Below are 23758 nucleotides of genomic sequence, written 5' to 3'. Positions count from 1 at the left end.
CGGTGTCCCCGGCCGAGGACGCCGCTCGGCCGGCCGTCGTGCTGATCCACGGCGGCGGGTGGTTCCGGGGGGACAAGAGCAAGGAGCGGGCGCTCGCGACGATGCTGGTCGACGCCGGCTACCTCGTGTTCGCGGCGGACTACCGCGAGGCTCCGGACTCGGTCTTCCCGGCCAGCAGGGACGACGTGCTCGCCGCGGAGCGGTGGGCGGTCGCGTCCGAGTGGGCGTTCGACCGGAGCAGACTGGCGTTCTTCGGCGGATCGGCGGGCGGGAACCTGGTCGTGGAGGCCGCGATCGCCACCGGCCGGCCCGCCGTCAGCTGGTCGGGGATGTTCGACCTCCTCGGCATCGTCGAGGCGACCGACGACCTCCCGGCCACGCCGACGACGCAGGACCTCGACGCCATGAAGAGCGCCGACATCAACCAGACCGGCCGGAACGACGCCTTCCTGCGCTGGACGATCCTCAACGAGGTCGGGGGCGACCGCGGGCTGCTCACCGCCGCCTCCACGACGCGCCACGCCTCCCCGGACGGCGGGCCGGTGTTCCTGGCCAACTCGCTCGGCGAGTTCGTCCCCGTGAGCGACGCGCAGGCCATGCAGGCGGCGCTCTCCGCGGTCGGAGTCGCCAGCACGCTGCAGCTGATCCCGGGCACCCGTCACGCCGAGGGGTACACGGAGGCGGCCATCGGCCCCTCGCTCGCCTTCCTCCGCGACGCCCTCCCGCCGGCCCGAGCATGACGACGACGGAGTTCGCCGGAGTCGGAAACGTCTTCTACTTCGTCGACGACCTCGACGCCGCGATCGACTGGTACTCGGCGCGGCTCGGGCGCGAGCCCGTCGTCCGCGGCGAGGCGCTCGTGGCCTACGACCTGGACGGCACCCGCCTGACGCTGCACGAGCGGGACGAGCTGAACCGGCCCGGACCCGACGGCACGAGCCCGTACTGGACGGTCCCCGACGTCGACGCCGTCGTCGCCGACTGGACGGCGAACGGCGCCGTCGCCCACCGCGGTCCGAAGACGGTGTTCACGGGGGAGCGGCTGTGCCAGCTGCTGGACCCGTTCGGCAACCTCTTCTCGGTGCGGCAGGCCGTGCCCCGTGACTGAGGACGTCGCTCCGGCTCCCGCCGCCCCGGCGCAGACGTCCGCGCCGGCGCAGCCGTCGGCCTGGGCGCCCATGGCGATCACCGCCTTCCGCGTGCTGTGGTTCGCCCAGCTGGGCAGCAACATCGGCACCTGGATGCAGACCGTCGGAGCCCAGTGGTACCTGGTCGAGGCGGCCGCGGGCGCGGCGGTCGTCGCGCTCGTGCAGACGGCCAGCCTGGCGCCCTCGATCCTCGTCGCCCTCCCCGCGGGCGTGCTGGCCGACTCGCTCGACCGGCGGCGGCTGCTCATCTGGGGGTCGTCGGCCAGCGCGCTGCTGGCGGCGGCTCTGACGGTCGTGGCGGCGGTCGGTGCGCTGACGCCGTGGACGATCCTGGCCTTCACCTTCCTCCTCGGCATCACCTCCACCCTGACCTCGCCCGCCTGGCAGGCGATCCAGCCGGAGCTCGTGCCCCGGAACCTGATCGCGGCGTCGTCGGCCCTCGGAGGGGTGACGGTGAACGGCGCGCGCGCGGTCGGCCCGGCCCTGGCGGGCGTCGTCCTCTCGGCGTTCGGCGCTCCGGTGGTCTTCGGCATCAATGCCCTGAGCTTCATCGGCGCGGCGCTCGCTCTGCTCTGGTGGAAGCGGCCGGCGCAGACCGGCCTCGACGACCGCGAGCAGTTCGGCGCCGCGCTGAAGGGAGGGATCCGGTACGTCGCCTCCGCGCACCTCGTCCGCCGGATCCTCCTCCGCTCCGCGCTCTTCGCCCTGCCGGCCAGTGCGCTCTGGGCGCTGCTGCCGCTCACCGCGAAGCGCCTCCAGCTCGACTCCAGCGGCTACGGCTTCCTCCTCGGGGCCCTCGGTGCCGGTGCCGTGCTCGGCGTCTTCGCCCTGCCGCTCGCCCGCCGGAAGCTCTCGGACGACGTCGTCATCGGGGCGAGCGCCGTGCTGTTCGCGGCGGGGACGCTCGCGGCGGCCTTCCTGCCCCTCGTCCCGGCGCTGCTGCTGCTGGTCCTCGCGGGGCTGGCCTGGATCGGCACCCTCACCGTGCTGAACGCGGCACTGCAGCTCACACTGCCGCAGTGGGTGCGGTCCCGCGGAGCCTCGATCTACATCCTGGTCTTCATGGGGACCATGGCGGTCGGCTCGATCGGCTGGGGCCTGGCCGCGCAGGTGCTCGGCACCGCGCCCGCGTACGCCGCGGCGGCCGCTCTGCTCCTCCTCGTGGCGGCCAGCGTGCGGGTACTGCCGCTGCTGCCGGGGACGGGCACCGTCGACCGCAGCATCTCGATGTCGTGGCCGACGCCCACGCTGGTGTTCGAGCCGGAGCCGACGGACGGGCCGGTGATGGTGCAGATCTCGTGGACGGTCCGCCCCGACTCCCTCGCGGACTTCCGATCGGCCATGCGGCTGCTGGAGAGCTCCCGCCGCCGGACCGGCGCCTCGCGGTGGGCGCTCTACCGGAGCGGGGAGGAGGCCGACGTGCAGCTGGAGACGTTCATGGTGCCCTCGTGGGGCGAGTTCCGGCGGCAGGAGACCCAGCGGCTCACCGGCCGCGACCGCGAGATCCGCGCGGCGGCGCTGACCCACGCCGACGGCGATCCCGTCGAGCGGCACTTCTTCCCGAGCGCGACGCCCTCCTCCTGAGAGAGGGAGCGGCGGCGAGCCGTCCCCGTGATCGACGAGACGGCCGGCGTGCGAGCGGTGTCTCGGCGGATGTCTCGCCCCGCGTCCCGGGCGCGAGGGCGGAGGTGCGCTGCGGTCAGCCGCCGACGGTGGAGCCGAAGCCGGACTTGCCGGAGGAGCCGAAGCCGCCGGAGAGGGTCGCCTTCGAGCCGACGGTCGAGCCGGCCGGCGCGCGCTGCACGACGTCGGGCTGGGTCGCTCCGCGGGCCGCGAAGCCGCCGGACGCGACGGGCGCCCAGCTGGTCGCCCGCGTCGAGTTCCAGCGCGAGGACGCGAAGATCAGCGGGCCGAGCCAGAAGCCGCCGGCGTAGTGCCCGCGGTACTCGTCGGTCGCCTCGCACAGCTGCTCGGGGTCGTCGCCGACCTCCTCGCCCTGCGCCTGGAGCTGGGCGATCTGCTCCCGCACGTCGGCGAGGCAGTCCTCGCGGCTCGCGTAGACGGGGCGCTCGGCGTTCTCGGGGATGACGTAGTCCTGGCCGTCCGCTCCCGTGGCGACGACGCCGTCGGTCGAGGGGCCGCCGTTCGCGAGGGCGACGGCGAGGCCGACCGCGCCGACCGCGACCGCGCCGCCGATGAGCAGGCCGCGGCGGTTCTTCGCGATGCCGCTGATGCCGACGCTCCGGGAGCGGTGGGGAGCGGTGCGGGTGGCGCCGTCGCCGCGGCCGGTGCCGCCGCTCGAGCCGCCGCTCGGCGTGCCGGAGCCCGCCTCGGGCTCGCGGCTGCCCCAGTCGTTCCCGGAGCTCGGCGTCCCGGAATCGCCGGGGGTGCGGTCGTCGTCCGTCATCGGGTCTCCTCGTCCTGCGGGCGGGCCGCGCGGGTGTCCTGCGGCCGGTCGTGCTCGGGGGCGCCGTACTCGGGCGCGGGGGTGCCGGGCGCGGGAGCGCCGTAGGCGGGGGTGGAGGCGTGCCCGGGGCGGGAGGCGGCCGACGCGGCGTCCGCGGCCCCGTCGCTCCGTCCGCCCTCGATGTAGTGGGGCACGAACTCCGCCAGGTCGCCGGTGATCAGGCCGCTCGTCTCGCGCACGTCGATGCCGGCCGGGGTCTCGCCGACGATCCAGCTGCCGATGACGACGGTCTTCCCGTCGACCCGGGCCAGTTCGGCGCGCTCCTGGTGGATGAAGCCCTCGGCGCCGTAGCTCCCGCCGTTCTCGGCGACGACCGAGCCGTCGGCGTCGAGGACCGTCACGTTCGCGCCCTCCCGGCCCAGGCGCGGCTTGCGCACCTGGGCGGTGCCGGGCAGCGGATGCACGGAGGCGGGCAGCAGGTTCGGGTGGCCGCGGAACATCTCCCACAGCACCACCAGCAGCTGCTTGTTGCTGAGCAGGAGCTTCCACGCCGGCTCGACCCAGCGGGTGCGCTCGCGCCGGTCGAGGAGGAGGCCGCCGAACTGCTCGCCGAGCATCCACTCCCACGGGTACAGCTTGAAGACGTGGCGGATCGGCTCGCCGTCGCCGTCGAGGAAGCCGGCGCCGTCGAGCTCGTAGCGGATGTCCTCGACGAAGGTCAGCTTGGGGTCGAAGCCGGCCTGCGCCGCGGTCTCGGCCATGTAGGCGACGGTGTCGGCGTCCTCGACGATCAGCTCGCCGTCTCCGGAGTCGTGCAGCGACGCGAGGTGCAGCCGGGCGCCCTCGTCGAGGCTCCAGCGCTCGAGGCGGAGGTGGCGCCACTGCTCGACGAGCTGCTCGTGCAGGCTGTTGAACTGGTCGGCGTCGGGCCCCTTCGTCTCGACGAGCCACTGCCACTGGGCCGCGGCGGTCTCGACCAGCGAGGTCGGGGTGTCGGCGTTGAACTCGAGCAGCTTCACTGCGCCCGCGCCGTCGTAGGCGAGATCGAAGCGGCCGTAGACCGTGGGGTCGTCCTCGTCCCACGAGGTGCGCACCAGCTCGTGGAAGCGGGGCGGGATGCCGAACTCGGCGAAGCGGCCCTTCCGCACCACGAGCTCGCACGCCTCCATGCAGAGGTCGAAGAGCTCCGAGGTCGTGCGCTCGAGCAGGTCGATCTCGGCGGGCTCGAAGGAGTACGCCGCGGACTCGTTCCAGTAGGGGCGGCCGCCCTCGGAGGGGAGGTCGTAGAAGCTGAAGCCGATCTCGTCGCAGCGGGCTCGCCAGTCCGGTCGCGGAGTGAGGGTGTGTCTGCGCATGATGTCCGGCAAGTGTAGGTCGGGCGTCCGCGTGAGGGCAGGGGGTGGCGCCGTCCTCCGCGCTAGCCTCGACGGGAGCGAAAGGCCGTGCCATGACCGCACCCCTCCCGCTCGCGGGCGTCCGCGTCCTCGAGCTCGGCAACTTCATCGCGGCGCCCACCGCGGGCCGGCTGCTCGCCGACTTCGGCGCCGAGGTGATCAAGGTGGAGCGGCCCGGCACGGGGGACGAGCTGCGCCGCTGGCGGCTGCACGAGGGGTCCGAGACCTCGCTCCTCTTCCACACGATCAACCGCAACAAGCGCTCGATCGCGCTCGACCTGCGCACGGACGAGGGGCGGGACGCCGTCCGCCGCCTGGTCGCCGAGTGCGACGTGGTGCTCGAGAACTTCCGGCCCGGCACGCTCGAGCGCTGGGGGATCGGGCCGGACGTGCTCGACGAGGCCCGGCCCGGCATCGTGATCGGCCGCATCTCCGCGTTCGGGCAGACCGGCCCGCTGTCGGCCCGGCCCGGGTTCGCGGCGGTCGCGGAGGCGATGGGCGGGTTCCGCGAGCTGGTCGGCGACCCGGACCGGCCGCCCGTGCGCGTCGGCGTCTCGATCGGCGACTCGATCGCCGGGCTGTACGCGGGCTACGGAGTGATGATGGCGCTGTTCCAGCGCGAGACCCGCCGCTCCGCGGGGCTGGATCCGGCACCGCTGGCGGAGCGGGTCGTCGACGTGGCGCTGCACGAGGCGATGTTCTCGATGACGGAGTCGCTGATCCCCGACTTCCAGGCGCACGGCATCGTCCGGGAGCGCGTAGGCGGGCGGATGGAGGGCATCGCCCCGACCAACGCCTACACCTGCGCCGACGGGGCGAGCATCGTGATAGCGGGGAACGCGGACGCGATCTTCCAGCGGCTGATGGCGGTGATCGGCCGCGCCGACCTGGGCGAGGACCCGGCGCTCGCCTCGAACGAGCAGCGCTGGGCCCGGCGCGACGAGCTGGACGCGGTGATCGGCGCGTGGACGGCGGGCCGCACCGCCGCCGAGGCGCTCGCGGTCCTCGACGACGAGGGCGTCCCCTCCGGCCCGATCTACACGGCCGCCGACATCAGCGCGAGCGAGCAGTACGCGGCGCGCGACATGATCCAGGCCTTCGACGTCGAGGACGCCGGCGGCACTCTGCGCGGCGTGGGCTTCCCGGGGATCGTGCCGGTGCTCGGCGGCCGCTCCCTCCCCATCCGCTCGCTCGCGCCCGACCTGGGCCAGGACACCGAGGAGGTGCTGGGGGTGCTCCGGCGCACCGGTCCCGCTGCTCCCTCCGCCGGCGGGGCTCCTGCCGCTCCCTCCGCCGCCGCTGCCGAGGAGGCCGGCCGGTGACCGCGCTCGCCTCCGCGCGCCTGCGAGACGTCACCCTCCGCGACGGCCTGCAGCTCACCGGCAAGCTCCTGACGACCGAGCGCAAGGTCGACCTCGCGCGCACGCTGCTCGCCGCGGGAGTGCCCGAGCTCGAGATCGGCTCGCTCGCGCGCGGCGACCTCGTCCCTCCGATGGCCGACACCCTCGACGTGATCGCCGCGCTCACTCCCGAGGAGCTGGAGCGGTGCTGGGTGTGGGTCGCGACTCCGCGCCACGTCGAGCGTGCGGCCGCCGCGGGGGCGCGCCGCTTCCAGTACTGCTTCTCGGCGTCCGACTCGCACAACCTCGCCAACGTCGGCAGGTCGACCGAGGCGAGCCTGGCCGCGATGCCGGAGGCGGTCGCGCTCGCCGAGAGCGTCGGCGGGCGGATCCAGCTGTGCATCGCCACCTCCTTCACCTGCCCGTTCGAGGGCCCGGTCGACCCGGAGCGCGTGCTCGCGATCGCGCGCGACCCGCGGGCGGAGGGAGCGGCCGACGTGGTCGTCTGCGACACGCTCGGGCAGGCGCACGCCGGCCAGGTGGCGTCGCTCGTCTCGCGCGTGGCGGCGGAGACCCCGCCTCGCGAGATCGTGTTCCACGGGCACGACACCTGGGGCTCGGGCGTCGCGAACGCGATCGCCGCCGTGCAGGCCGGGGCCTCGGTGGTCGACGGCGCGCTCGGCGGCCTCGGCGGCTGCCCCTTCGCACCGGGCGCCAGCGGCAACACGGCGACCGAGGACCTCCTGTTCGCCCTGCGCCCCGACTGGTTCACGCCCGGCGCGCTCGCGGTCCTCGTCGGCGAGTCGGAGGCGCTGCTCGCCGAGCTCGGCGAGCCCGGCCGCTCGAAGGCCGCGCAGGGCGCCCGCTCGAACGCCCCCGCGTTCCCCTGGGCGCTCTGAGCGGATCGTCCCCCGCCCGCCGGTCCGAAGCGTCGCGAACGGCCGCCTCCCGCCGCGGAGGACGACCGTTCGCGACGCCTCGACAGCGTCATGCGGGGTCAGCGCGCGAGCAGCGCGCCGAGGCGTGCGCGCTCGGCGCGGAGGACGTCGACCAGGAGGGACCCCTCGGGTGCGGCGAGCCAGCGCTCCAGGGCGAGGTCGAAGAGGGCGGAGGCCGCGAGGGCGGCGAGGGCCGCGTCCTCCGGCGCGACTCCGGCGTCGACGAGGGCGGCGCGCATGCTCTCGGCGAGGGCGGCCGACTTCAGGAGCTCGCGCTCGCGCAGCTGCGGCTCGGAGCGCACGACGGCACGGCGGGCGGCGATCGGAGCGCGCCAGGTCTGGAGGTCGCCCGAGGCGGCAGCCTCGAGGCCGTGCATCACGAGGTCCATCGGCGCGAGGCCGGCGGGGGCGCCGGCGAGCAGGCGGCCGACGATCTCGGGGAACTCGCGCTCGCGGAGGAAGAGGACGTCGCGCTTGTCCGCGAAGTGGCGGAAGAAGGTGCGGGTGGTGAGCCCGGCGCGCTCCGCGATCGCGGGGACGGTGGTGCCCGCGTAGCCGTGCTCGGCGAAGAGCTCCATCGCCGCCTGCTCGAGGCGGAGGGCGGCATCGGGGGCCCAGCGTGACATCCGCCCAGGATAGCTGACGACACGACGTGTCATCAGGAGTAATGTGACGACACGTCCTGCCATCACTTCCGACTGGAGCCGCCCGTGCCCGAGAATGCCGCCGCCCTGCTGACCGCCCCGCGGGCCGACCTCGTCGTCCGCCCCGCTCCGATGCCCGTCCCCGGTCCGGGGGAGGTCCTGCTGCGCAACGGCGCCCTGGCCGTGAATCCGGTCGACGAGATGAAGCAGTGGACGGGCGATCTGATGTTCCGGTGGGTGCCGTACCCGGCGGTGCTCGGGGAGGACGTGGCGGGAGTGGTCGAGGCGGTCGGCCCTGGAGTGACGCGCTTCGCCGTCGGCGACCGGGTCGTCGCGTACGCGGTCGGGATGGAGCGCGGGCGGCGGAACCGCGACGAGGGCGCCTTCCAGGAGTACACGGTCGTGCGCGAGGACCTGGCGGCGCCGATCCCCGACCGGCTGGGCTTCGAGGAGGCGGCGGTGCTGCCGCTCGCGGTCTCGACGGCGGCGACGGCGCTGTTCCAGCGGGACCACCTCGCCCTGCCGCACCCGAGCGTGCCGGTCCGGCCGACGGGCAGGACGGTCGTGGTCTGGGGTGGGACGACGAGCGTGGGGAGCAACGCGATCCAGCTCGCCGTCGCCTCCGGGCACCGCGTCGCGACGACCGCGTCGCCCCGCAACCACGAGCGGATGCGCGAGCTGGGCGCCGAGATCGTGCTCGACTACCGCAGCCCCTCCGTCGTCGCCGACCTGGTGGCTGCGCTCGCGGGCCACGAGGTCGCGGGGGTGCTCGCGATCGGGACGGGTTCCGGTGCCCCGTCGGTGGCGGTGGCCGCGGGCACCGGAGCGCGACGGGTCGCCCTGGCCAGCCCCTCCGTCTCGTTCGGCTCGCTCCCGCGCCGGCGCGGTGTCAGCGCCGCCTTCGTGCGGACGATGCTGCGCGTGGTCGGCGGCACCGCGGCGCTGCAGATCGCGGCCCGGCGCCGCGGCATCCGCGCCCGCTTCGTCTGGGGCGGCTCGCTGATGACGAACGAGGTGGGGCCGATGCTGTGGCGCGACCACCTGCCCGCGGCGCTCGCCGAAGGCCGTCACGTCTGCGCCCCGGCGCCCGAGGTGGTGGGTGAGGGGCTCGCCGCGCTGCAGCCCGCCCTCGACCGGCTGCACGAGGGTGTGTCGGCGGTGAAGCTGGTCGTCCGGCTCTGAGGGGCGGGTCGCCGCCGCCTGCCCCGCCGGGCCGCGGATCGGCCGCTCCGCCCGCAGCTGCTCCGCCCGAGCCGCGCCGCCGAGTGGCCGTAGCGCCGGAGCCTCGGTATCGTGGCGCGCTCCGACGCGACCCGAGGAGACCCCGTGATCCGCCGCACCGCCCCCGGAGCCGCCGCGCTCCTCCTGCTCGCCCTAGCCGGCTGCTCCGCCGGGTCGTCGCCCGCGGCGTCCCCGGCCTCCACTCCGGAGCCGGTCGGCGGCCTGGGGGTCGCCGTCTCGGCGCTCTGCGAGGCCGGCTCCGATCCGCAGTGCGTCCCGGTCGGCGGGCAGGAGGTCCTCGTCGATCCCGAGGACTTCACCCGCGCGGGCGTCGCCGCGGTCGAGGCCGATCCGAGCACGGGGGTCGTCGACGTCCGGTTCGACGAGGCGGGCGCCGCCCTCCTGCGCCGCGGCTCGCAGGCGGCCATCGACGAGGGGGCCGACGCCCGGCTCCTCCTCCGCGTGGGCGACCGGGTCGAGTCTGCGCTCTCCGTCATGCAGCCGATCGAGGGCGACACCGTGCAGATCGTTCCCGCGGAGGGCGACGCGCAGGGGCTGGTCGACCGGATCCTCGCCGGCTGACGCCCGCCTAGGATCGGCGCATGGCGAAGGGTTTCCGCACGGAGCGCACGCAGGCGCTCCTCCTCGCGCAGCCCTGGGCGCTCTCGCTGGTGAGCGCCGTCTTCGTGGCGGGGATGCTCTGGCTGGCGGCGGACGCGGGCTGGGATCTCGGCGCGGTCGTCGGCGGCGGACGCCGGCACGCGCCGCTGTGGCTGGTGCTCCTGCTCGGCCTGCCGCTGTTCGGCGCCGGAGTGGTGCTCGGCGCGGTCCGGCAGGTGCGGCTCCTGCGGCGGCCGGCGGCGCCGCCCATCCCGAGTCCGGAGGCGGAGCGGCTGCGGCGCGAGGGCCCGGGCTGGCTCAGCCGGCGCGAGGACGAGCGAGCGGCGCAGGGCGGGACCGGGAGCGCGCAGGGCGGCACCGGCGGCACACCGGACGTGATCGGCAGCGCTCCCGGCGGCACGGACGACCCGCGCGACGAGGCCCGCTGACCGCGACTCAGAGGTGCAGCATCCCCCAGTCGATGATCACGGCCAGCGCCGTGTAGGCCGCGGCCACTGCTCCGACCGCCTTGCCCGCGCGGTCGAGGTCGGCCTGCGGGTCCGGACCGGCGTCGGCGACGACCCGGAGCAGCGCTCCGACCAGCGCGATCAGCGTGATCGCCAGGATCCAGACCTTCAGCGACGCGTGCGGGTCGACGTGCGCGAGCGTCAGCGCGACGACCGGCACCGCCACCACGAGCACCGACGCCAGCACCAGGAGGCAGCCGCGCCGGGTGAGGCCGGTCGGCCCGAAGGAGCCGCCGCGCATCCAGGCGCGCACGCGCTGCCTCCGCGACGCGGGCGGACCGCCGGCGGAGTCCGCGTCGGTCGAGGGCCCCCAGTCCTGCGCGGTCGTCATCGCGCGGTGCCGGAGCGGTCGGGAGTCGGGCTGGGCCGCATCGGGTCCTCCAGGAGACGAGGGGGCGCGTCGGACGGTGGTGCCGACCCCTCAGTCTCGGGAGCGCCTCCGGCAGCGGCAAGCGCCTCTTCCGGACATGTCCGGAAGAGGACGCTCAGGCCCGTCCCTGCAGGATCAGATTCCAGTACACCCACGGCAGGACGCGGCGGTCGGCGAGGTAGGTGAGGCGCCGCTCCTTCGCCAGGCCCGTCCAGAAGGGGACGGTCGGCTTCGGGCGGTAGCGGTCGTCGAACTCGGCGAACACCACGCTCGACCGCGAGACCACGAAGGGGCAGACGGAGTAGCCGTTGTACACGCGGGGGAGCGGGCGGCCCTTCTGCGCGGCGACGAGGTTCTTCGCGAGCGTGGTGGTCTGCTGGCGCAGCGCTCCTCCGGACTTCGAGTTGACCGTGGCCGCCGCGTCGCCGAGCCCCCAGACGTCGGGGAACCGCGGGTGCCGCAGGGTCAGCGGGTCGACCTCGACGAAGCCGCCCTCGTCGCCCTCGGCGGCCAGTCCGGTGCCGGCCAGCCAGTCGGGGGCCGACTGCGGGGGCACGGCGTGCAGCACGTCGTACGACAGCGTCTCGCGCGGGCCGTCGGTCGAGCGCCGCGCGCGGTCGGGGCCGGGGAGGGCGGTCGCGCGCTCGTCGACGGCGAGGACGACCCTCCGCTCGGCCGCGTCGACCTCGACCAGCTCGCGGCCGTAGCGGACCTCGATCCCGTACTCCGCCACCTTCCGCTCGAGCTCGGAGTCGATCAGCGGCATCCCGAACAGGGTGGGGGTCGGCACGACGAGCACGACGCGGATGCGGTCGAGGACGCCGGTCGCGCGCCAGTAGTCGCAGGCGAGGTACATCGGCTTCTGCGAGGCGCCGGAGCAGGTGCCGGGGCCGCCGGGCTGCGTGAAGACGACGGTGCCGGAGCGGACCTCGCGGAGCACCTGCGACGCCTTGCGGGCGTACTCGTACTCGTAGTTGGACACTCCGAACGGCGAGTCCATCGCCTCCTGGAGCCCGGGGACCGCGGCCCAGTCCTTCTGGATCCCGGGGCAGACGACGAGCTGCCCGTAGCCGACGGTGCGGCCGGAGAGGAGGGTGACCGTGTGCGCGACCGGGTCGATCGTCTCGACGCGGTCCTGGATCCAGACGACCCCCTTCGGCGTCACCGAGCCCTGGGGCCGGGTCGCCGCGGAGGCGGGTGCTGTGCCGCCCGCGACGTGGGAGAGCATCGGCTGGTAGACGTGAGTCGACCGGGGCTCGATCACCGCGACGTCGTCCACTCCGTAGCGCCGCAGCCGCCCCGCGGTCGAGAGTCCGGCGTTGCCGCCGCCGATGATGAGGACGTCGTGGCGGGCCGCGCCGGGATCGGTCATGGCCTCACCCTAGAGGCGCGCCGGGGCGAGCGGACGGGCTTGCGCAGACCCGCGGAAGGGGGGTGCGCTCGGAGTGCCCCGGGACGGTGATCCCGCACGGCCGCCCGGCTCGCGTCAGGCCGCCTCGAGCGCCTGGATCGCGGTCCTCGCGGTCGCGCAGGGGTAGGAGTCGTACCTGTCGTGGGCGTCGAAGGCGCGGCACTCGGCGCAGCGCAGCCGCACTCCGGCGCCGCCCTCGAGGACGCGCTCGGGGCGGTGCCCGTGCAGGATGACGGCGAGGCTCGCGACGAGGGGGTCGCTGCTCACCAGCGCGCTCCGCAGCGCCTCCGACCGGCGGCGGAGGTAGTCGTCCGCCACGGCGTCGATCGACTGCTCGGGGAGGTCCGGCTCGGGCCAGGAGGCGGGCCGCTCGACGGGCAGGTCGAGCTCGTCGAAGCCCATCGACCAGTCCGGGAAGCGGCGCTGCTCGTGCACGCTGGTCCAGACGGTGACCACTCCCTCGTGCCGCGGGTCGGCGAGGATCCGCGCGTAGAGCGAGCGCACGTCGGACTCCTCGCCCTCGAGCAGCTGCATCACGCGGCGGCCGCGGAAGACGAGCATCCCCGAGACGCCGTGCTCGACGTTGTTGCGGCGGCTCGTCTCGAGCAGCCGGCGGATCTCCCCCGAGCCCAGGTCGCGGTCGAGGGTGCTGACGTAGACGACGGTGAAGACGAGGGAGTCGCGCCGCGGCGAGTGCTCGACGAGGTGGAGCGTCGCGGGGGAGTGGGCGCCGGTCTCGGGGTCCATCAGGGCCGCGACCTCCGGGAACTCGAGCCAGATCAGGTCCTCCGGAGCGCTCGGCTCCACGGCGGTGACCGCCGGGACCGCGTCCAGCCACTGCGTCCGCTGGCGGAGGTCGGCGGCGACCGCCTTCTCGTCGAGCCCGGGCAGGAGGCCTGCGGCGCCGGAGACGAAGAGGCTCGTCGCGGAGTTGAGCAGCAGCGTCACGACCGTCGCGTGGCCGTCGCCGCCGAGCACGGGGAGCTCGACACTGTCGGTGCGGCCGTGGGCGGCGAGCCCGGAGGCGTAGGAGACGAGTGCGTCGGCGACCGCGTCCCCCACCTGGAAGGTCGCGCCGGCGTACTGGATCTGCTTCATGGCTCCACGATGCGCCTGCGGCGGATCCGCGGGTAGGGGTACCGGTGCCGAGTGGAGCGTGCAGGGGTCGCGGCTACTCCCGCCCGAGGAGCACGGAGCGGCGGGACCGCGCCCAGTCGGCCGTCGAGCGGGCCGGCGTCCCCGTGATCCGCTCGACCTCGTCGGTGAGCACGTCGACGCCGTCCAGGCCGCGGCGGGCGACGACGCCGAACTGCCGGCGGAGCCCCTCCGCCTGCCACGCGGACATGCCGGCGAGGCGCAGGAGCCCAGCGAACACGCGGCTGGGCAGGTGCAGGTAGCGGACGCGCCGCCCCAGGCCCGCGGTCAGCTCGCGGGCGGCGCCGGGTCCGTCGAGCAGGGCCGGTCCGGTGAGGACGGGCTCCGCGCCGGCGTGCCCTCCCGCCTCGAGGACGCGCGCGGCGACCCGGGCGATGTCGGCGGTGTCGATCCACGGGATGACGCCGCGCCCCATCGTCTGCGGGAGCAGACCGCGCGAGATCGCGGGCGCCGAGGGCTCGAGGTTCGTCAGGAAGCCCGAGGCGTGGAGGATCGTCGCGGGCAGCCCGGAGGCGCGCACCCGCTCGTCGGTCCGCCAGATCGCGCGGCCCCAGGGGAGCGGCGAGTGCTCGGCCGCATCGCCGCCGGAGAGCTGCACGAGCGCGCGGACGCCCGCCTCCTGGGCGGCGCGGACGGCGGTGGCGCCGTGCTCGGCCTGGCGCGGGGTGGCGGCGGTGACCAGGAAGAGCTGGTCGGCGCCCCGGAGGGCGGCGGTCAGTGCGGCCCCGTCGCCGAGGTCGGCGATCCGCGCGTCGAGGCCGCGGGCCGCGAGGGCCGCCGCCTGCTCGGGCCGGCGGACGATCGCGCGGACGGGCGCGCCGGCCGCCACGAGCCGCTCGAAGGTCTTGCCGCCGACGTCGCCGGTGACTCCGGTGATCGCGATCACGTCGCTCATGATTCCTCCTAGGTATCAACTAACTGATACTCGAAGACTACGCCGCTACGCTCGGTCCATGTCCTCGGAGTTCTCCCTGACCCGCGACGACGTCGACGCGATCGCCGCCTGGACGGTCATCCGCGCCGCCCGCGACCTGGCGAGGCGGGTCGGCGACGCGCTCGCGCCGGTCGGGCTCAGCCCGGTCGAGTTCGGCGTGCTGGCGCAGCTCTCGGCGGCCGACGGGCTGACGCAGGCCGACCTCGCCCGCGCCGTCGGCGTCCGCCCGCAGAGCATGACGGCCCTGGTCGCCGGGCTGGCGGAGCGGGGCCTGCTCGACCGGGGCGCCGAGCGCGGCCGCGGCCGTCACTCCCGGATCGCCCTGACCCCGGCGGGGCGCGACCTCCTCGCGGCCGCCTACCCGCTCGTGCGGGCCGGCAACGCGTGGTTCGGCGGCGAGGAGCGCGCCGACGCCGTCGCGACCGCGCTGCGCCCGCTGCTCGGCGGGCAGCCGGGCCCGGGGCACGAGGTCCCCTGAGTGGAGGGGGCGGGGAGGCGCGGCAGCGGGAGAGGCGGCTCCTCCTCCGAGCGCTCGTGCACACCCGGCCCCCTCGCGGGTGCCACCGGTACCCTGGTGCGGTGCCCCTGACCCTCCCTCCGCTGAGCCGCGCCCGCGCGCGCGCCGCCGCGGCGTACCCCACCCGGCAGCTGCTGACCAAGCGCGCCTCGGGCACGAACGGATGGCTCAGCTCGTGGGGGACGAACGCGCACGGCGAGATCGCCGGCTGCCCGCCGCCGCGCGGCTGACCCGCGACCGCCCCTCCTCCGGAGCCCGCGGCCGCGTTCCCGCGCTCACCCACCCCTCCGGACGGAACCCCTCATGCCGCACGAGCCCCTGCCCGCCGATCAGGCCCCCCACTCGATCTGGCGGGGACTCCGCCAGACCCTCCAGAAGGACACGGTCGGCGGAGCGTTCCTGCTCACCGCGACCCTCCTCGCCCTGATCGTCGCCAACAGCCCCGCGTCCGCGCTCTACAGCGCGGTCCGCGACTTCCGCTTCGGCCCCGAGGCCCTGCACCTCGAGCTGAGCGTCGGGTCGTGGGCGGCCGACGGCCTGCTCGCGATCTTCTTCTTCGTCGTCGGGCTCGAGCTCAAGGAGGAGTTCGTCGCCGGCAAGCTCCGCGACCCCAAGACGGCGCTCGTGCCGATCGTCGCGGCCGTCGGCGGCGTGGCCGTCCCCGCCCTGATCTTCACCGCGGTGAACCTGCCCCGCGGAGGAGCCGCGCTGGACGGCTGGGCGATCCCCGCCGCCACCGACATCGCCTTCGCCGTCGCGGTGATCGCCGTGGTCGGCCGCTTCCTCCCGCCGGCGCTGCGGACGTTCCTCCTCACGCTCGCCGTGGTGGACGATCTCATCGCGATCACGATCATCGCCGTCTTCTACACCGCCGGCATCGACGTGCTGATGCTCCTGCTCGCGCTGGTGCCGCTGGCGGTCTTCGCGGTCTGCGTGCAGCGCGGCGTGCGCGCCTGGTGGGTGCTGATCCCGCTCGGAGTAGCGACGTGGGCGCTCGTGCACGCCTCGGGCATCCACGCGACGGTCGCGGGCGTGCTGCTCGGCTTCACCGTGCCGGTCGTCGCGTCGAGGCGCGCCCGGGTGCGGGTGGGGTCGGACGCGGAGGGGCGCCCGGTCTACGACGGCCTCGCCGCGCACTTCGCCGATCGCTGGAGCGTCCTCTCGACCGCGGTCGCGGTGCCGGTCTTCGCGTTCTTCTCGGCCGGAGTGACGGTCGGCGGAGTCGCGGGCCTGGTCGACTCGTTCCAGGACTCGATCGCCGTGGGCATCATCGCAGGCCTCGTGCTCGGCAAGCCGCTCGGCATCGCCGGGAGCACCTTCCTCCTGACGCGGTTCCGCGGCATCGGCCTGGATCCGTCGCTCCGCTGGGTGGACGTGATCGGCATGGCGTTCGTGGCCGGCATCGGATTCACGGTGTCGCTGCTCGTCGGCGAGCTCTCGTTCGGCGCGGGCAGCGAGTCCGACGACCACGTGAAGGTCGGCGTCCTGGCCGGCTCGTTCCTCGCGGCGGTGATCGGAGGCGCGATCCTCTCGGTCCGCAACCGCCACTACCGCCGCCTGCAGGGCTGACGCCCGGCGGGATCTCGCGGCGCCTGCTGCCCGGGCTGCTCGATCAGCACGCGCCTCCTGCTGGTCGAGCAGCCGTCGCAGGCGGCGCATCGAGATCCCGCGCGGCTCAGCCGTGCAGGCCGTGGACGACCGCGTGGCCGCGGCCGCGGGAGATGAGCAGGCGGTTCACCGGGGTCGTGACGACGAAGGCCAGGGCCAGGGCGCCGGCGAGCGAGCCCCAGAAGAGGCCGGACGAGAGGCCCGCGTCCATCGCACCGGGGATCGCGAGCACCACCGTGTTGTCGACGACCTCCATCACGGCGATCGAGACGGTGTCGGCCGCCAGCGCGATGCCGACGGCGGCGCGCCACATCACTCCGGAGCGGAGCACGCCCCGCAGCGTGAGCGCGTAGCCGAACACGAAGGCGAGGACGATCGAGAGGGCGACCGTCGCCAGGGCGGGCAGCCCCAGGGCGGAGCCGATCACCATGCCGAGGACCTCGCCGATCGCGCAGCCGGTCAGGCAGTGCAGGGTCGCGAGGGCGGCGGCGCGCCAGGTGGTCGGGTGGTGGTGGGCGTGGTCGGTCATGGTGTCTCCTCCGGTTCGGTCCAGGGGGGTGCAACATACCCCCGGGGGGTATATTTCCGACCCGGCCGTCGGAGTCTCCTCCGGCTCCGCAGGCGCGCGAGCCGTTCGCCCGGGCGCGCTACCCTCGCCCCGTGCTCCTCCGAGCACCGCCCCTCGACACCAGGAGCCCCGATGGCCGCCCCCACCGTCCTCTTCGTCTGCATCCACAACGCCGGCCGCTCGCAGATGGCCGCCGGCTACCTCCGCGCCCTCTCCGGCGGCGCCGTCGAGGTCCGCTCCGGCGGCTCCGAGCCCGGCGACAGCATCAACCCGATCGCGATCGAGGCGATGGCGGAGGAGGGCATCGACATCTCGCAGGCCGTCCCGCAGCTGATGACCACCGAGCAGGTCCAGGCCTCCGACGTCGTGATCACGATGGGCTGCGGCGACGTCTGCCCCGTCTTCCCCGGCAAGCGCTACGAGGACTGGGACCTCGCCGACCCGAAGGGCCGACCCCTCGAGGAGGTCCGCTCGATCCGCGACGACATCAGGGCCCGCGTGCAGGCGCTCGTCGCGGAGCTGCTGCCCGCCTGAGCCGGTCGATCCCGTCCGGCCGCGTCAGCGTTCGGCGGGAGGCGGGAACATCCGCCCGACCGGAGGCGGGCCCGCCGGGAGCGCCGCGCGCGCCCGGTGCAGGAAGACGGCGGTCATGACGACCCGGGCGCGGGCCGGCGACGAGTCGAGCGGGCCGATCAGCTCCTCGATCCGCGCGAGCCGGTCGTAGAGGGTCTGCCGGCCGATGCCGAGCGCGGCGGCCGTCGCCGTCTTGCTCCCCCACAGCGACGCGAAGGCCTCGAGGGTGGCGAGCAGCTCGCCGCGCTGGGCGCGCAGGGGCCCGAGCACCTCCTCGACGAGGTCGTCCGCCTCCGGATCGTCCTGCAGAGAGCTCGCGAACCGCTCCAGGCGGTACTGGCGCGAGTCGACGACTCCGCCTGCGGGCGCCCACTCGAGCGCGCCGCGCACCTCCGCCAGCTCCCGGGGCACCCGCTCCTGCCCGCCGAGCCCGCTTCCGACGCAGAGCAGAGCGTCCGAGTCGAGGGCGGCGCCGAGGCGCAGGAGCTCCGTCCGGCCCTCCTCCATCGCGGCGGCGGTGGCGAACGGCAGCAGCGCCAGCAGCTCGGAGCCGACCACGCAGAGCACCGGGCCGGGATCCGCTCCCGCGCCCGTCAGGAGGCGGAGCAGAGCGCGGAGCCGCCGGTCGTCGTGACCGGTGTCGGCCCGGACGCCGAGGTAGCGCTCCCGGGATCCGGCGCCGAGGCGGCCGAGGAAGGCGTCGATCTGGAGGTCGGCCGCCGGGTCCGCGCGCTCGACGGATGCGATCGCGAAGAGCTGGGCGGTCAGCCGCTCGGTGACCGACGGCGGGCGGTGCCGGAGCACGGCGATCGCGAGGACGTCCGGCGCCCGGTCGAGCGCGACGGCGACGGCGTGGAGGTCGGCGTCGGCGTGGGCCCGCAGATGCAGGGTGCCCAAAAGGGAATCGCCCGCGTGCAGCACGTTCGAGAACGTCCCGGCCGTCGGCTCCGTGTCGACGCCCGGCCCGGGCGAGGCGCGGGCGATCTCGTCGCCCGTGAGCGAGACGAGCGAGGCGGAGGCGCCCGTCGCGGAGGCGACGACCTGCAGGAGCTCGTCGACACCGGCGTCCCCGGAGGCCGCGTCGGCCAGGAGACCGGACACTCTGTCCGCCAGTCGGATGCTCCGGAACTTCTGCTCGGTGAGGTGGGTGTTGATGCTCTCGCAGACCTGCACGAAGGGGACGCGCCGGGGCAGGGCGAGCACGGGGAGGCCGAGCTCGTCGGCCGCCGCGACGATCGGCGGCGGCACCGCGGGCAGGCGCGGCGAGAGCTCGAGAGCGAGGGCGCCGACTCCCGCATCCACCAGAGACCGCACGTACTCGCGGCACTCCGCCCCGTCCTGGTCGGTCGAGAGGAGCGCGCCCTCCATCAGGAGCAGCTCGCCTCCGAGGAGGAGGGGCGCGATGTCGAGCTGCTCGCTCGTGTGGGCCCAGCGGATCACGGCGCGCTCGGCGGCCGCGTGCCCGGCGGCCACCACCGGGAGCATGGCGGCGAGGCGCGGATCCCGCATCGCGTCCGACAGCAGGTAGGCCATACAGAACGTCCTCTCCCGTCATGGCGAATTTACACGCGGACGCGCCGCCCGAAACGGGTCCGCACGAGAGTGGAGCCTCACCGGGCGCCCCGCCCTCCCCTTCATCCCCCTCCCCGAGAGGATCCGCCATGAGCACCGACACCCTGCACGGCACCGCCGACGCCGAGGACGCGCTGAGTCCCCTGCCCGACTCCCGGCGCACCGCCCGGCTCGACGGGCAGTTCTGGATCTGGGCCGGCGCCAACATCGCCCCCATCAACTGGGTGCTCGGCGCCCTCGGCGTGAACATGGGCCTCGGCCTGGCGGACACCGTCACCGTCCTCGTGCTCGGCAACGTGGTCGGGATGGCGGTGTTCGGCTTCTTCGTCCTCCTCGGCCAGCGGACGGGGGCGACCGGAATGCTCGTGGGACGGGCGATCTTCGGTCGGCGCGGCAACTACGTCCCGGCCGCGATCCAGGCCGTGGTCGTGATCGGCTGGTGCGCCATCAACACCTGGATCGTCCTCGACCTGGTCATCGCGCTCCTCGGCTCCGTCGGCGTCGTCGACCCGGAGCAGGCGAACGTCGGCTGGAAGATCGCGGTGGCCGCGGTGATCATGGCGGTGCAGGTCGCGATCTCCTTCCTCGGCTACCGCGCGATCGCCGCCTTCGAGCGCTGGACCGTGCCGCCGACCCTCCTGGTGCTGGCGATCATGTCGGTCGTCGCCTGGTTCTTCCTCGACATCGACTGGTCCTACGCCGGCCCCGCGGAGGGCGCGCTCACCGGAGGCGACCGCATCGCGGCCATGTCCATCGTGATGACCGCCATCGGCATCGGCTGGGGCCTCACCTGGCTCGCCTACGCCGGCGACTACTCCCGCTTCGTCGGACCCCGCTCCTCGAAGCGGGGGCTCTACCTCGCCAGCGTCCTCGGCCAGTTCATCCCGGTGGTCTGGCTCGGCGTCCTCGGCGCGACCCTCGCGACGAAGAACGGCTCCGTGGATCCCGGGGAGCTGATCGTCGAGAACTTCGGCGCCCTCGCGATCCCCGTGCTGCTCCTGGTGGTGCACGGTCCGATCGCGACCAACGTCCTCAACATCTACTCGTTCGGCATGGCGACCCAGGCCCTCGACATCAGGCTCGGGCGCCGCGCGCTCAGCCTCATCGTCGGCGTGCTGGCCTTCGCGGCCGCGGTGTTCTTCGTGTTCCAGGACGACCTCGCCACCACGCTCGACGCGTGGCTGGTCGGCCTCGTCGGCTGGGTCGCCCCGTGGGGTGCGATCGTGCTGGTGCACTACGCGGTGTTCGAGCCGCGCGTCCGCTCCTTCGGGCACCTGTTCGCCCCCGTCGGCTCGCCGCTGCTGCCGGACGTCCGCTGGCGGGCGCTGCTCTCCTTCGCGATCGGCGCGACCCTGACCTGGCTGTTCATGAACGGCTCGGTGCCCGCCCTGCAGGGTCCGGCCGCGACCGCCCTCGGCGGCGTCGACGTCTCGTGGCTCGCGGGCGGAGTCTCGGCCGGCATCGCCTACCTCCTGCTCGGCCGGGACGCTCCCGCCTGGGTCGAGCGCCGGGAGTCGGCCGCGCCGGTCGCCGCGGAGCCCGAGCCCGTCCGCGGCTGAGCCCGAGCCCCTCCGCGGGCCGGCCCCCTCGCGAGCCGGCCCGCCCCGTCCCACCCCGCACCACGAATGGAACCGCCATGCCCCTCTTCCTCTCCGACGCCGCCGTGATCACCATGGACCCGGTCTCGGGCGCCGTCCCGATCACGGCGAGCATCCGCATCGTCGACGAGCTGATCGTCGCGATCGGCCCGGGCCTCGTTCCCGAGCCGGGCGACGAGATGATCGACGGGCGCGACCGCCTGGTCGTCCCCGGCTTCGTCAACGCCCACACCCACTCGTGGGAGTACCTCTACAAGGGCCGCTACGACAATCTGCCGCTCGAGCTGTGGATGCTGCTGTCGTACCCGATCCTCGGGAACAGCCGCGTCGCTCCGGATCTGGTGCGGCTGCGCTCGTCGCTCTTCGCCCTCGAATCGCTGAAGGCCGGGGTCACGACCCTGGTCGACGACGTGCTCGAGAACCCGGACCAGGATGTTGAGCAGCTCGCCGCGGTCTTCGACGCGTACGACGAGATCGGAGTCCGCGCCAACATCTCGGGCCACGTGATCAGCAGGCCCTTCCACGAGACGATGCCGTTCCTCGAGGAGTACGTGCCCGCGGAGATCCTCGACCAGGCGCGGTCGGCGTCGCGCCCGACGACGGAGGGCTACCTCGCCTTCAGCCGCGAGGCGTTCGCGACCCAGCACGGGAGGGGAGGCGGGCGGCTGCGCTACATGGTCGCCCCGTCCGCTCCTCAGCGCTGCGGGCCCGAGCTGCTCGTGGGGGCGACCGAGCTGGCGCTCGAGCACGGGGCGGAGTGCCACATCCACGTCCTCGAGACGAAGACGCAGCTGGTGACCGGCGAGCTGTCCTACGGCTCGACCCTGGTCGAGTACATGGAGCGGATCGGCGCGCTCTCGCCGAACACGACCTTCGCCCACGGGATCTGGCTCACCGACTCCGACATGGAGCGGATCGCCGCCGCCGGCACGTCCGTCTCGCACAACCCGATCTCGAACCTCAAGCTCGGCTCGGGCATCGCCCCGTGGCGCGCGCTGCACGACGCGGGCGTGAACCTCGGCCTCGGCACCGACGGCTGCTCGAGCAGCGACTCGCCGCGCATGCTCGACGTCGTGAAGGCCGCGGCGCTCCTGCACAAGGTCACGGATCCGGACATCGCCACCTGGCCGACCGTGTCCGAGGTGCTCACCGCGGGCACGATCGGAGGCGCGCGCAGCGCCGTGCTCGACGGCGTCACCGGCAGCATCGAGGTCGGCAAGCAGGCCGACCTCGTCGTCTACGACCTCGAGACGCTGAACTTCACCCCGCGCCAGCGGCTCGAGAACCAGCTCGTCTACTCCGAGAACGGCTCGTCGATCGACACCGTGATCGTCGCGGGCCGGGTCGTCGTCTCGAAGGGCGTCTCGACCACCGTCGACGAGGCGGCCCTCCGCGCGGATCTCGCCGCGCAGCTGGGGGAGATCGTGGCCTGGCAGGACTCGCTGGACCGGACGAACGGCGTGCTCACCGAGCCGTTCCGGCGGATGTACGAGCGGGCGATGCGGCACGACGCCCCCGTCGACCGCTTCAGCGGCCGCCGGCTGGTCTGAGGGCGGGCCGGCTCCCGGCGGACGCTCGGCCGACTCCCGGCTCGGCACACGGACGGGCGGGGGCGCGGCTCCAGTAGGTTGCGCACATGAGGTGGCGAGCGGGAGCGGTGGCGGTGCTCGTCCTCGCGCTCGCCGGGTGCACCGCGCCGGCCGACCCCGAGCCGACGACCGGGCCCACGGCCGCCCCCGTCTCCGGGCAGGTGGTCGGCGGCTACGGCGACCTGCACGTCGCGCCCGACGGGTCGATGATGTTCTGCTACTCCGACCCCGACCCCGGATTCACGGGCGTCTGGCGCGAGTGCCAGGACGGGATCCGCACCGAGGGCGTCGACCCGGCCGCGATCGACGCGACCCTCGGGGAGACGGCGACGGCCGATCCGGGCGGGCACCGCTGGGTCGGCGCGGCGGCCGGGAAGCGCACGACCGAGGACGGCACCGATGTCTACACCGTCTTCCTCGCGGGCACGCGCACGGACGACGCCTTCACCGTGACGGCGGTCGGCGAGGGCTCCTACCGCGTGCCGTCCGAGTACCAGGAGCTGCAGCCGGGAGTGCCGGGCGGGTTCCTGGTCCGGCTCGAGCCGATCGGCTGAGCGGGGGCGCCGGCGCGGGCGGAGGAGCCGAGCGGGGTGCAGCGGCCGGGAGGGGCGGAGTCGGCGGACTCGCGCACCCCCTCCGCCCGACCCTCACAGCGGGCGCGGACGGTACCGCTCGATCAGCGCGTCGAACAGGCCGTTCATCCGCTCGTCGACCACGCGGCGCGACTCGTCGGCGTCGTACCACTCCACGATCTCGCGGGCGCCGTCGCTGAAGCGCACCGAGGGGGAGTACGCCGGGACGAGGCGGCGGATCTTCGCGTTGTCGAACACCATCGAGTGCGCCTTGTCGCCGATGATCCCGGCACCGAGCTCGGGGTCGGCCGCGGCGATCGCGTCGGAGGCGACGTGCACAAGGCGCGGCTCGACTCCGGCCGCCGCGGCGAGGCGGCGGTGGATCTCGTCCCAGGTCGGCGTCTCGTCCCCGGTGATGTGGAACGCCTCGCCGATCGCGGCGGAGGCGCCGAGAAGGCCGACCAGGCCGACAGCGACGTCTTCGGCGTGCGTGAGCGTCCAGAGCGAGGTGCCGTCGCCGAGGACGACCACCTCCTGGCCGCGGCGCATCCGGTCGACGACGGTCCAGCCTCCGTCGACGGGCAGCGCGGTGCGGTCGTAGGTGTGCGAGGGGCGGACGATCGTGACCGGGAAGCCGCTCGCGCGGTACTCGGCCACGAGCAGGTCCTCGCACGCGATCTTGTCGCGGGAGTACTGCCAGTAGGGGTTCCGGAGCGGAGTCGACTCGGTGACCGGGAGGCTGCGCGGCGGCTTCTGGTAGGCCGAGGCCGAGCTGATGAAGACGTACTGGCCCGTGCGGCCGGCGAACAGGTCGATGTCCTGCTGCACGTGCTCGGGCGTGAAGGCGACGAAGTCGATCACGGCGTCGAAGGTCTTGTCGCCGAGGGCGGCGGTGACGGAGTCGCGGTCGCGGCCGTCGGCGTGCACCTCGCGGACGCCCTCGGGCAGCGGGCGGAGCGACGTCCGCCCCCGGTTCAGCACGGTCACGTCGTGGCCGAGCCGCAGCGCCTCGCGGACGCAGGCGGCGCTGATGATGCCCGTCCCGCCGATGAACAGCACGCTGAGCGACATG

25 protein-coding genes are annotated in these 23758 nt (G+C 74.5%); 15 read left to right on the top strand and 10 right to left on the bottom strand.

From position 1 onward, the window contains the following. The first annotated feature begins 2 nt into the window (after positions 1-2). Genes C5D36_RS10565 through C5D36_RS10555 form a run of 3 tightly spaced genes read left to right on the top strand, consistent with a single transcriptional unit; the run spans position 3 to position 2732 of the window. On the top strand, positions 3-740 hold the full coding sequence (locus C5D36_RS10565; protein ID WP_159940689.1) for an alpha/beta hydrolase: 738 nt from the start codon (positions 3-5) through the stop codon (positions 738-740). Next, the gene (locus tag C5D36_RS10560; protein ID WP_104222402.1) at positions 737-1108 is read left to right on the top strand and encodes a VOC family protein; all 372 of its coding nucleotides are present in this window, start codon (positions 737-739) and stop codon (positions 1106-1108) included. Before C5D36_RS10565 ends, C5D36_RS10560 begins: the two co-directional genes overlap by 4 nt. Beyond that, positions 1101-2732, top strand: a complete 1632-nt coding sequence (locus C5D36_RS10555) for an MFS transporter (RefSeq protein ID WP_258062917.1) — start codon at positions 1101-1103, stop codon at positions 2730-2732. The genes C5D36_RS10560 and C5D36_RS10555 overlap by 8 nt, the downstream gene beginning before the upstream one ends. A 115-nt stretch (positions 2733-2847) precedes the next feature. Here the strand turns inward: C5D36_RS10555 and C5D36_RS10550 are convergent, their stop codons facing one another. Together C5D36_RS10550 and C5D36_RS10545 are read right to left on the bottom strand one after the other, a co-directional pair. Next, on the bottom strand, positions 2848-3555 hold the full coding sequence (locus C5D36_RS10550; protein WP_104295792.1) for a hypothetical protein: 708 nt from the start codon (positions 3553-3555) through the stop codon (positions 2848-2850). After that, complete coding sequence (locus tag C5D36_RS10545; RefSeq protein ID WP_219812593.1) at positions 3552-4910, bottom strand: glutathionylspermidine synthase family protein; 1359 nt, start codon at positions 4908-4910, stop codon at positions 3552-3554. Before C5D36_RS10545 ends, C5D36_RS10550 begins: the two co-directional genes overlap by 4 nt. A 92-nt stretch (positions 4911-5002) precedes the next feature. On the opposite strand from C5D36_RS10545, the gene C5D36_RS10540 reads away from it, so the two are divergent. Together C5D36_RS10540 and C5D36_RS10535 are read left to right on the top strand one after the other, a co-directional pair. Continuing rightward, complete coding sequence (locus C5D36_RS10540) at positions 5003-6271, top strand: CaiB/BaiF CoA-transferase family protein (RefSeq protein WP_104295791.1); 1269 nt, start codon at positions 5003-5005, stop codon at positions 6269-6271. Next, positions 6268-7188 (top strand): hydroxymethylglutaryl-CoA lyase, encoded by a 921-nt coding sequence (locus C5D36_RS10535; protein WP_104295790.1) that lies wholly within the window; start codon positions 6268-6270, stop codon positions 7186-7188. The genes C5D36_RS10540 and C5D36_RS10535 overlap by 4 nt, the downstream gene beginning before the upstream one ends. A 98-nt stretch (positions 7189-7286) precedes the next feature. On the opposite strand, the gene C5D36_RS10530 is transcribed toward C5D36_RS10535, so the two are convergent. Continuing rightward, complete coding sequence (locus C5D36_RS10530; RefSeq protein ID WP_159940693.1) at positions 7287-7853, bottom strand: TetR/AcrR family transcriptional regulator; 567 nt, start codon at positions 7851-7853, stop codon at positions 7287-7289. 84 nt (positions 7854-7937) lie between these two features. On the opposite strand from C5D36_RS10530, the gene C5D36_RS10525 reads away from it, so the two are divergent. The 3 genes from C5D36_RS10525 (at position 7938) to C5D36_RS10515 (ending at position 10141) form a co-directional block, all read left to right on the top strand. Further along, entirely contained in the window at positions 7938-9053 is a 1116-nt protein-coding gene (locus C5D36_RS10525) for a zinc-binding alcohol dehydrogenase family protein (protein WP_104295789.1), read from the top strand. Between the two features lie 144 nt (positions 9054-9197). Beyond that, entirely contained in the window at positions 9198-9674 is a 477-nt protein-coding gene (locus C5D36_RS10520) for a hypothetical protein (RefSeq protein WP_104227001.1), read from the top strand. Between the two features lie 20 nt (positions 9675-9694). Next, the gene (locus tag C5D36_RS10515; RefSeq protein ID WP_104295788.1) at positions 9695-10141 is read left to right on the top strand and encodes a hypothetical protein; all 447 of its coding nucleotides are present in this window, start codon (positions 9695-9697) and stop codon (positions 10139-10141) included. A 7-nt stretch (positions 10142-10148) separates the two neighbouring features. On the opposite strand, the gene C5D36_RS10510 is transcribed toward C5D36_RS10515, so the two are convergent. The 4 genes from C5D36_RS10510 to C5D36_RS10495 form a co-directional block, all read right to left on the bottom strand. Beyond that, complete coding sequence (locus tag C5D36_RS10510) at positions 10149-10550, bottom strand: hypothetical protein (protein WP_104226999.1); 402 nt, start codon at positions 10548-10550, stop codon at positions 10149-10151. Positions 10551-10704: 154 nt separating this feature from the next. Beyond that, positions 10705-11961: an NAD(P)/FAD-dependent oxidoreductase gene (locus C5D36_RS10505; RefSeq protein WP_104295787.1), complete on the bottom strand. Its 1257-nt coding sequence runs from the start codon at positions 11959-11961 to the stop codon at positions 10705-10707. Positions 11962-12075: 114 nt separating this feature from the next. After that, a complete protein-coding gene (locus C5D36_RS10500; protein WP_104295786.1) occupies positions 12076-13098 on the bottom strand; it encodes a BLUF domain-containing protein in 1023 nt (340 codons plus the stop codon). 73 nt (positions 13099-13171) lie between these two features. Then, positions 13172-14050 (bottom strand): NAD(P)H-binding protein, encoded by an 879-nt coding sequence (locus C5D36_RS10495; RefSeq protein ID WP_104295785.1) that lies wholly within the window; start codon positions 14048-14050, stop codon positions 13172-13174. Positions 14051-14108: 58 nt separating this feature from the next. On the opposite strand from C5D36_RS10495, the gene C5D36_RS10490 reads away from it, so the two are divergent. From C5D36_RS10490 to nhaA, 3 genes are all read left to right on the top strand, one after another. Beyond that, on the top strand, positions 14109-14567 hold the full coding sequence (locus C5D36_RS10490; RefSeq protein ID WP_160035578.1) for a MarR family winged helix-turn-helix transcriptional regulator: 459 nt from the start codon (positions 14109-14111) through the stop codon (positions 14565-14567). 101 nt (positions 14568-14668) lie between these two features. After that, the gene (locus C5D36_RS16845; RefSeq protein WP_181027217.1) at positions 14669-14836 is read left to right on the top strand and encodes a hypothetical protein; all 168 of its coding nucleotides are present in this window, start codon (positions 14669-14671) and stop codon (positions 14834-14836) included. A gap of 73 nt (positions 14837-14909) precedes the next feature. Beyond that, a complete protein-coding gene (gene nhaA / locus C5D36_RS10485; protein WP_104295784.1) occupies positions 14910-16175 on the top strand; it encodes a Na+/H+ antiporter NhaA in 1266 nt (421 codons plus the stop codon). Between the two features lie 106 nt (positions 16176-16281). On the opposite strand, the gene C5D36_RS10480 is transcribed toward nhaA, so the two are convergent. After that, on the bottom strand, positions 16282-16743 hold the full coding sequence (locus tag C5D36_RS10480) for a DUF4396 domain-containing protein (RefSeq protein WP_104295783.1): 462 nt from the start codon (positions 16741-16743) through the stop codon (positions 16282-16284). Between the two features lie 171 nt (positions 16744-16914). Between C5D36_RS10480 and C5D36_RS10475 the strand changes: the two genes are divergently transcribed. Next, positions 16915-17316: an arsenate reductase ArsC gene (locus tag C5D36_RS10475; RefSeq protein WP_104222419.1), complete on the top strand. Its 402-nt coding sequence runs from the start codon at positions 16915-16917 to the stop codon at positions 17314-17316. A 24-nt stretch (positions 17317-17340) separates the two neighbouring features. On the opposite strand, the gene C5D36_RS10470 is transcribed toward C5D36_RS10475, so the two are convergent. Then, positions 17341-18888: a PucR family transcriptional regulator gene (locus tag C5D36_RS10470; RefSeq protein ID WP_104295782.1), complete on the bottom strand. Its 1548-nt coding sequence runs from the start codon at positions 18886-18888 to the stop codon at positions 17341-17343. A 128-nt stretch (positions 18889-19016) separates the two neighbouring features. Here C5D36_RS10470 and C5D36_RS10465 point away from each other — a divergent pair, with 128 nt between their 5' ends. The 3 genes from C5D36_RS10465 (at position 19017) to C5D36_RS10455 (ending at position 22668) form a co-directional block, all read left to right on the top strand. After that, a complete protein-coding gene (locus tag C5D36_RS10465; RefSeq protein ID WP_104295781.1) occupies positions 19017-20486 on the top strand; it encodes a cytosine permease in 1470 nt (489 codons plus the stop codon). Between the two features lie 77 nt (positions 20487-20563). Beyond that, positions 20564-22075: an amidohydrolase family protein gene (locus C5D36_RS10460; protein WP_104295780.1), complete on the top strand. Its 1512-nt coding sequence runs from the start codon at positions 20564-20566 to the stop codon at positions 22073-22075. An 86-nt stretch (positions 22076-22161) separates the two neighbouring features. Further along, positions 22162-22668, top strand: a complete 507-nt coding sequence (locus tag C5D36_RS10455; protein WP_146083735.1) for a hypothetical protein — start codon at positions 22162-22164, stop codon at positions 22666-22668. Positions 22669-22761: 93 nt separating this feature from the next. Here C5D36_RS10455 and C5D36_RS10450 read toward each other — a convergent pair whose 3' ends face one another. Next, on the bottom strand, positions 22762-23757 hold the full coding sequence (locus C5D36_RS10450; protein ID WP_104295778.1) for an SDR family oxidoreductase: 996 nt from the start codon (positions 23755-23757) through the stop codon (positions 22762-22764). Between the last annotated feature and the right edge of the window lies 1 nt (position 23758).

It is taken from the genome of Rathayibacter sp. AY1C6 (genome assembly GCF_002931535.1).
GTDB lineage: Bacteria > Actinomycetota > Actinomycetes > Actinomycetales > Microbacteriaceae > Rathayibacter.
The sequence above is the reverse complement of the archived record's forward strand: the minus strand, read 5'-3'. Positions and strand labels throughout refer to the sequence as shown.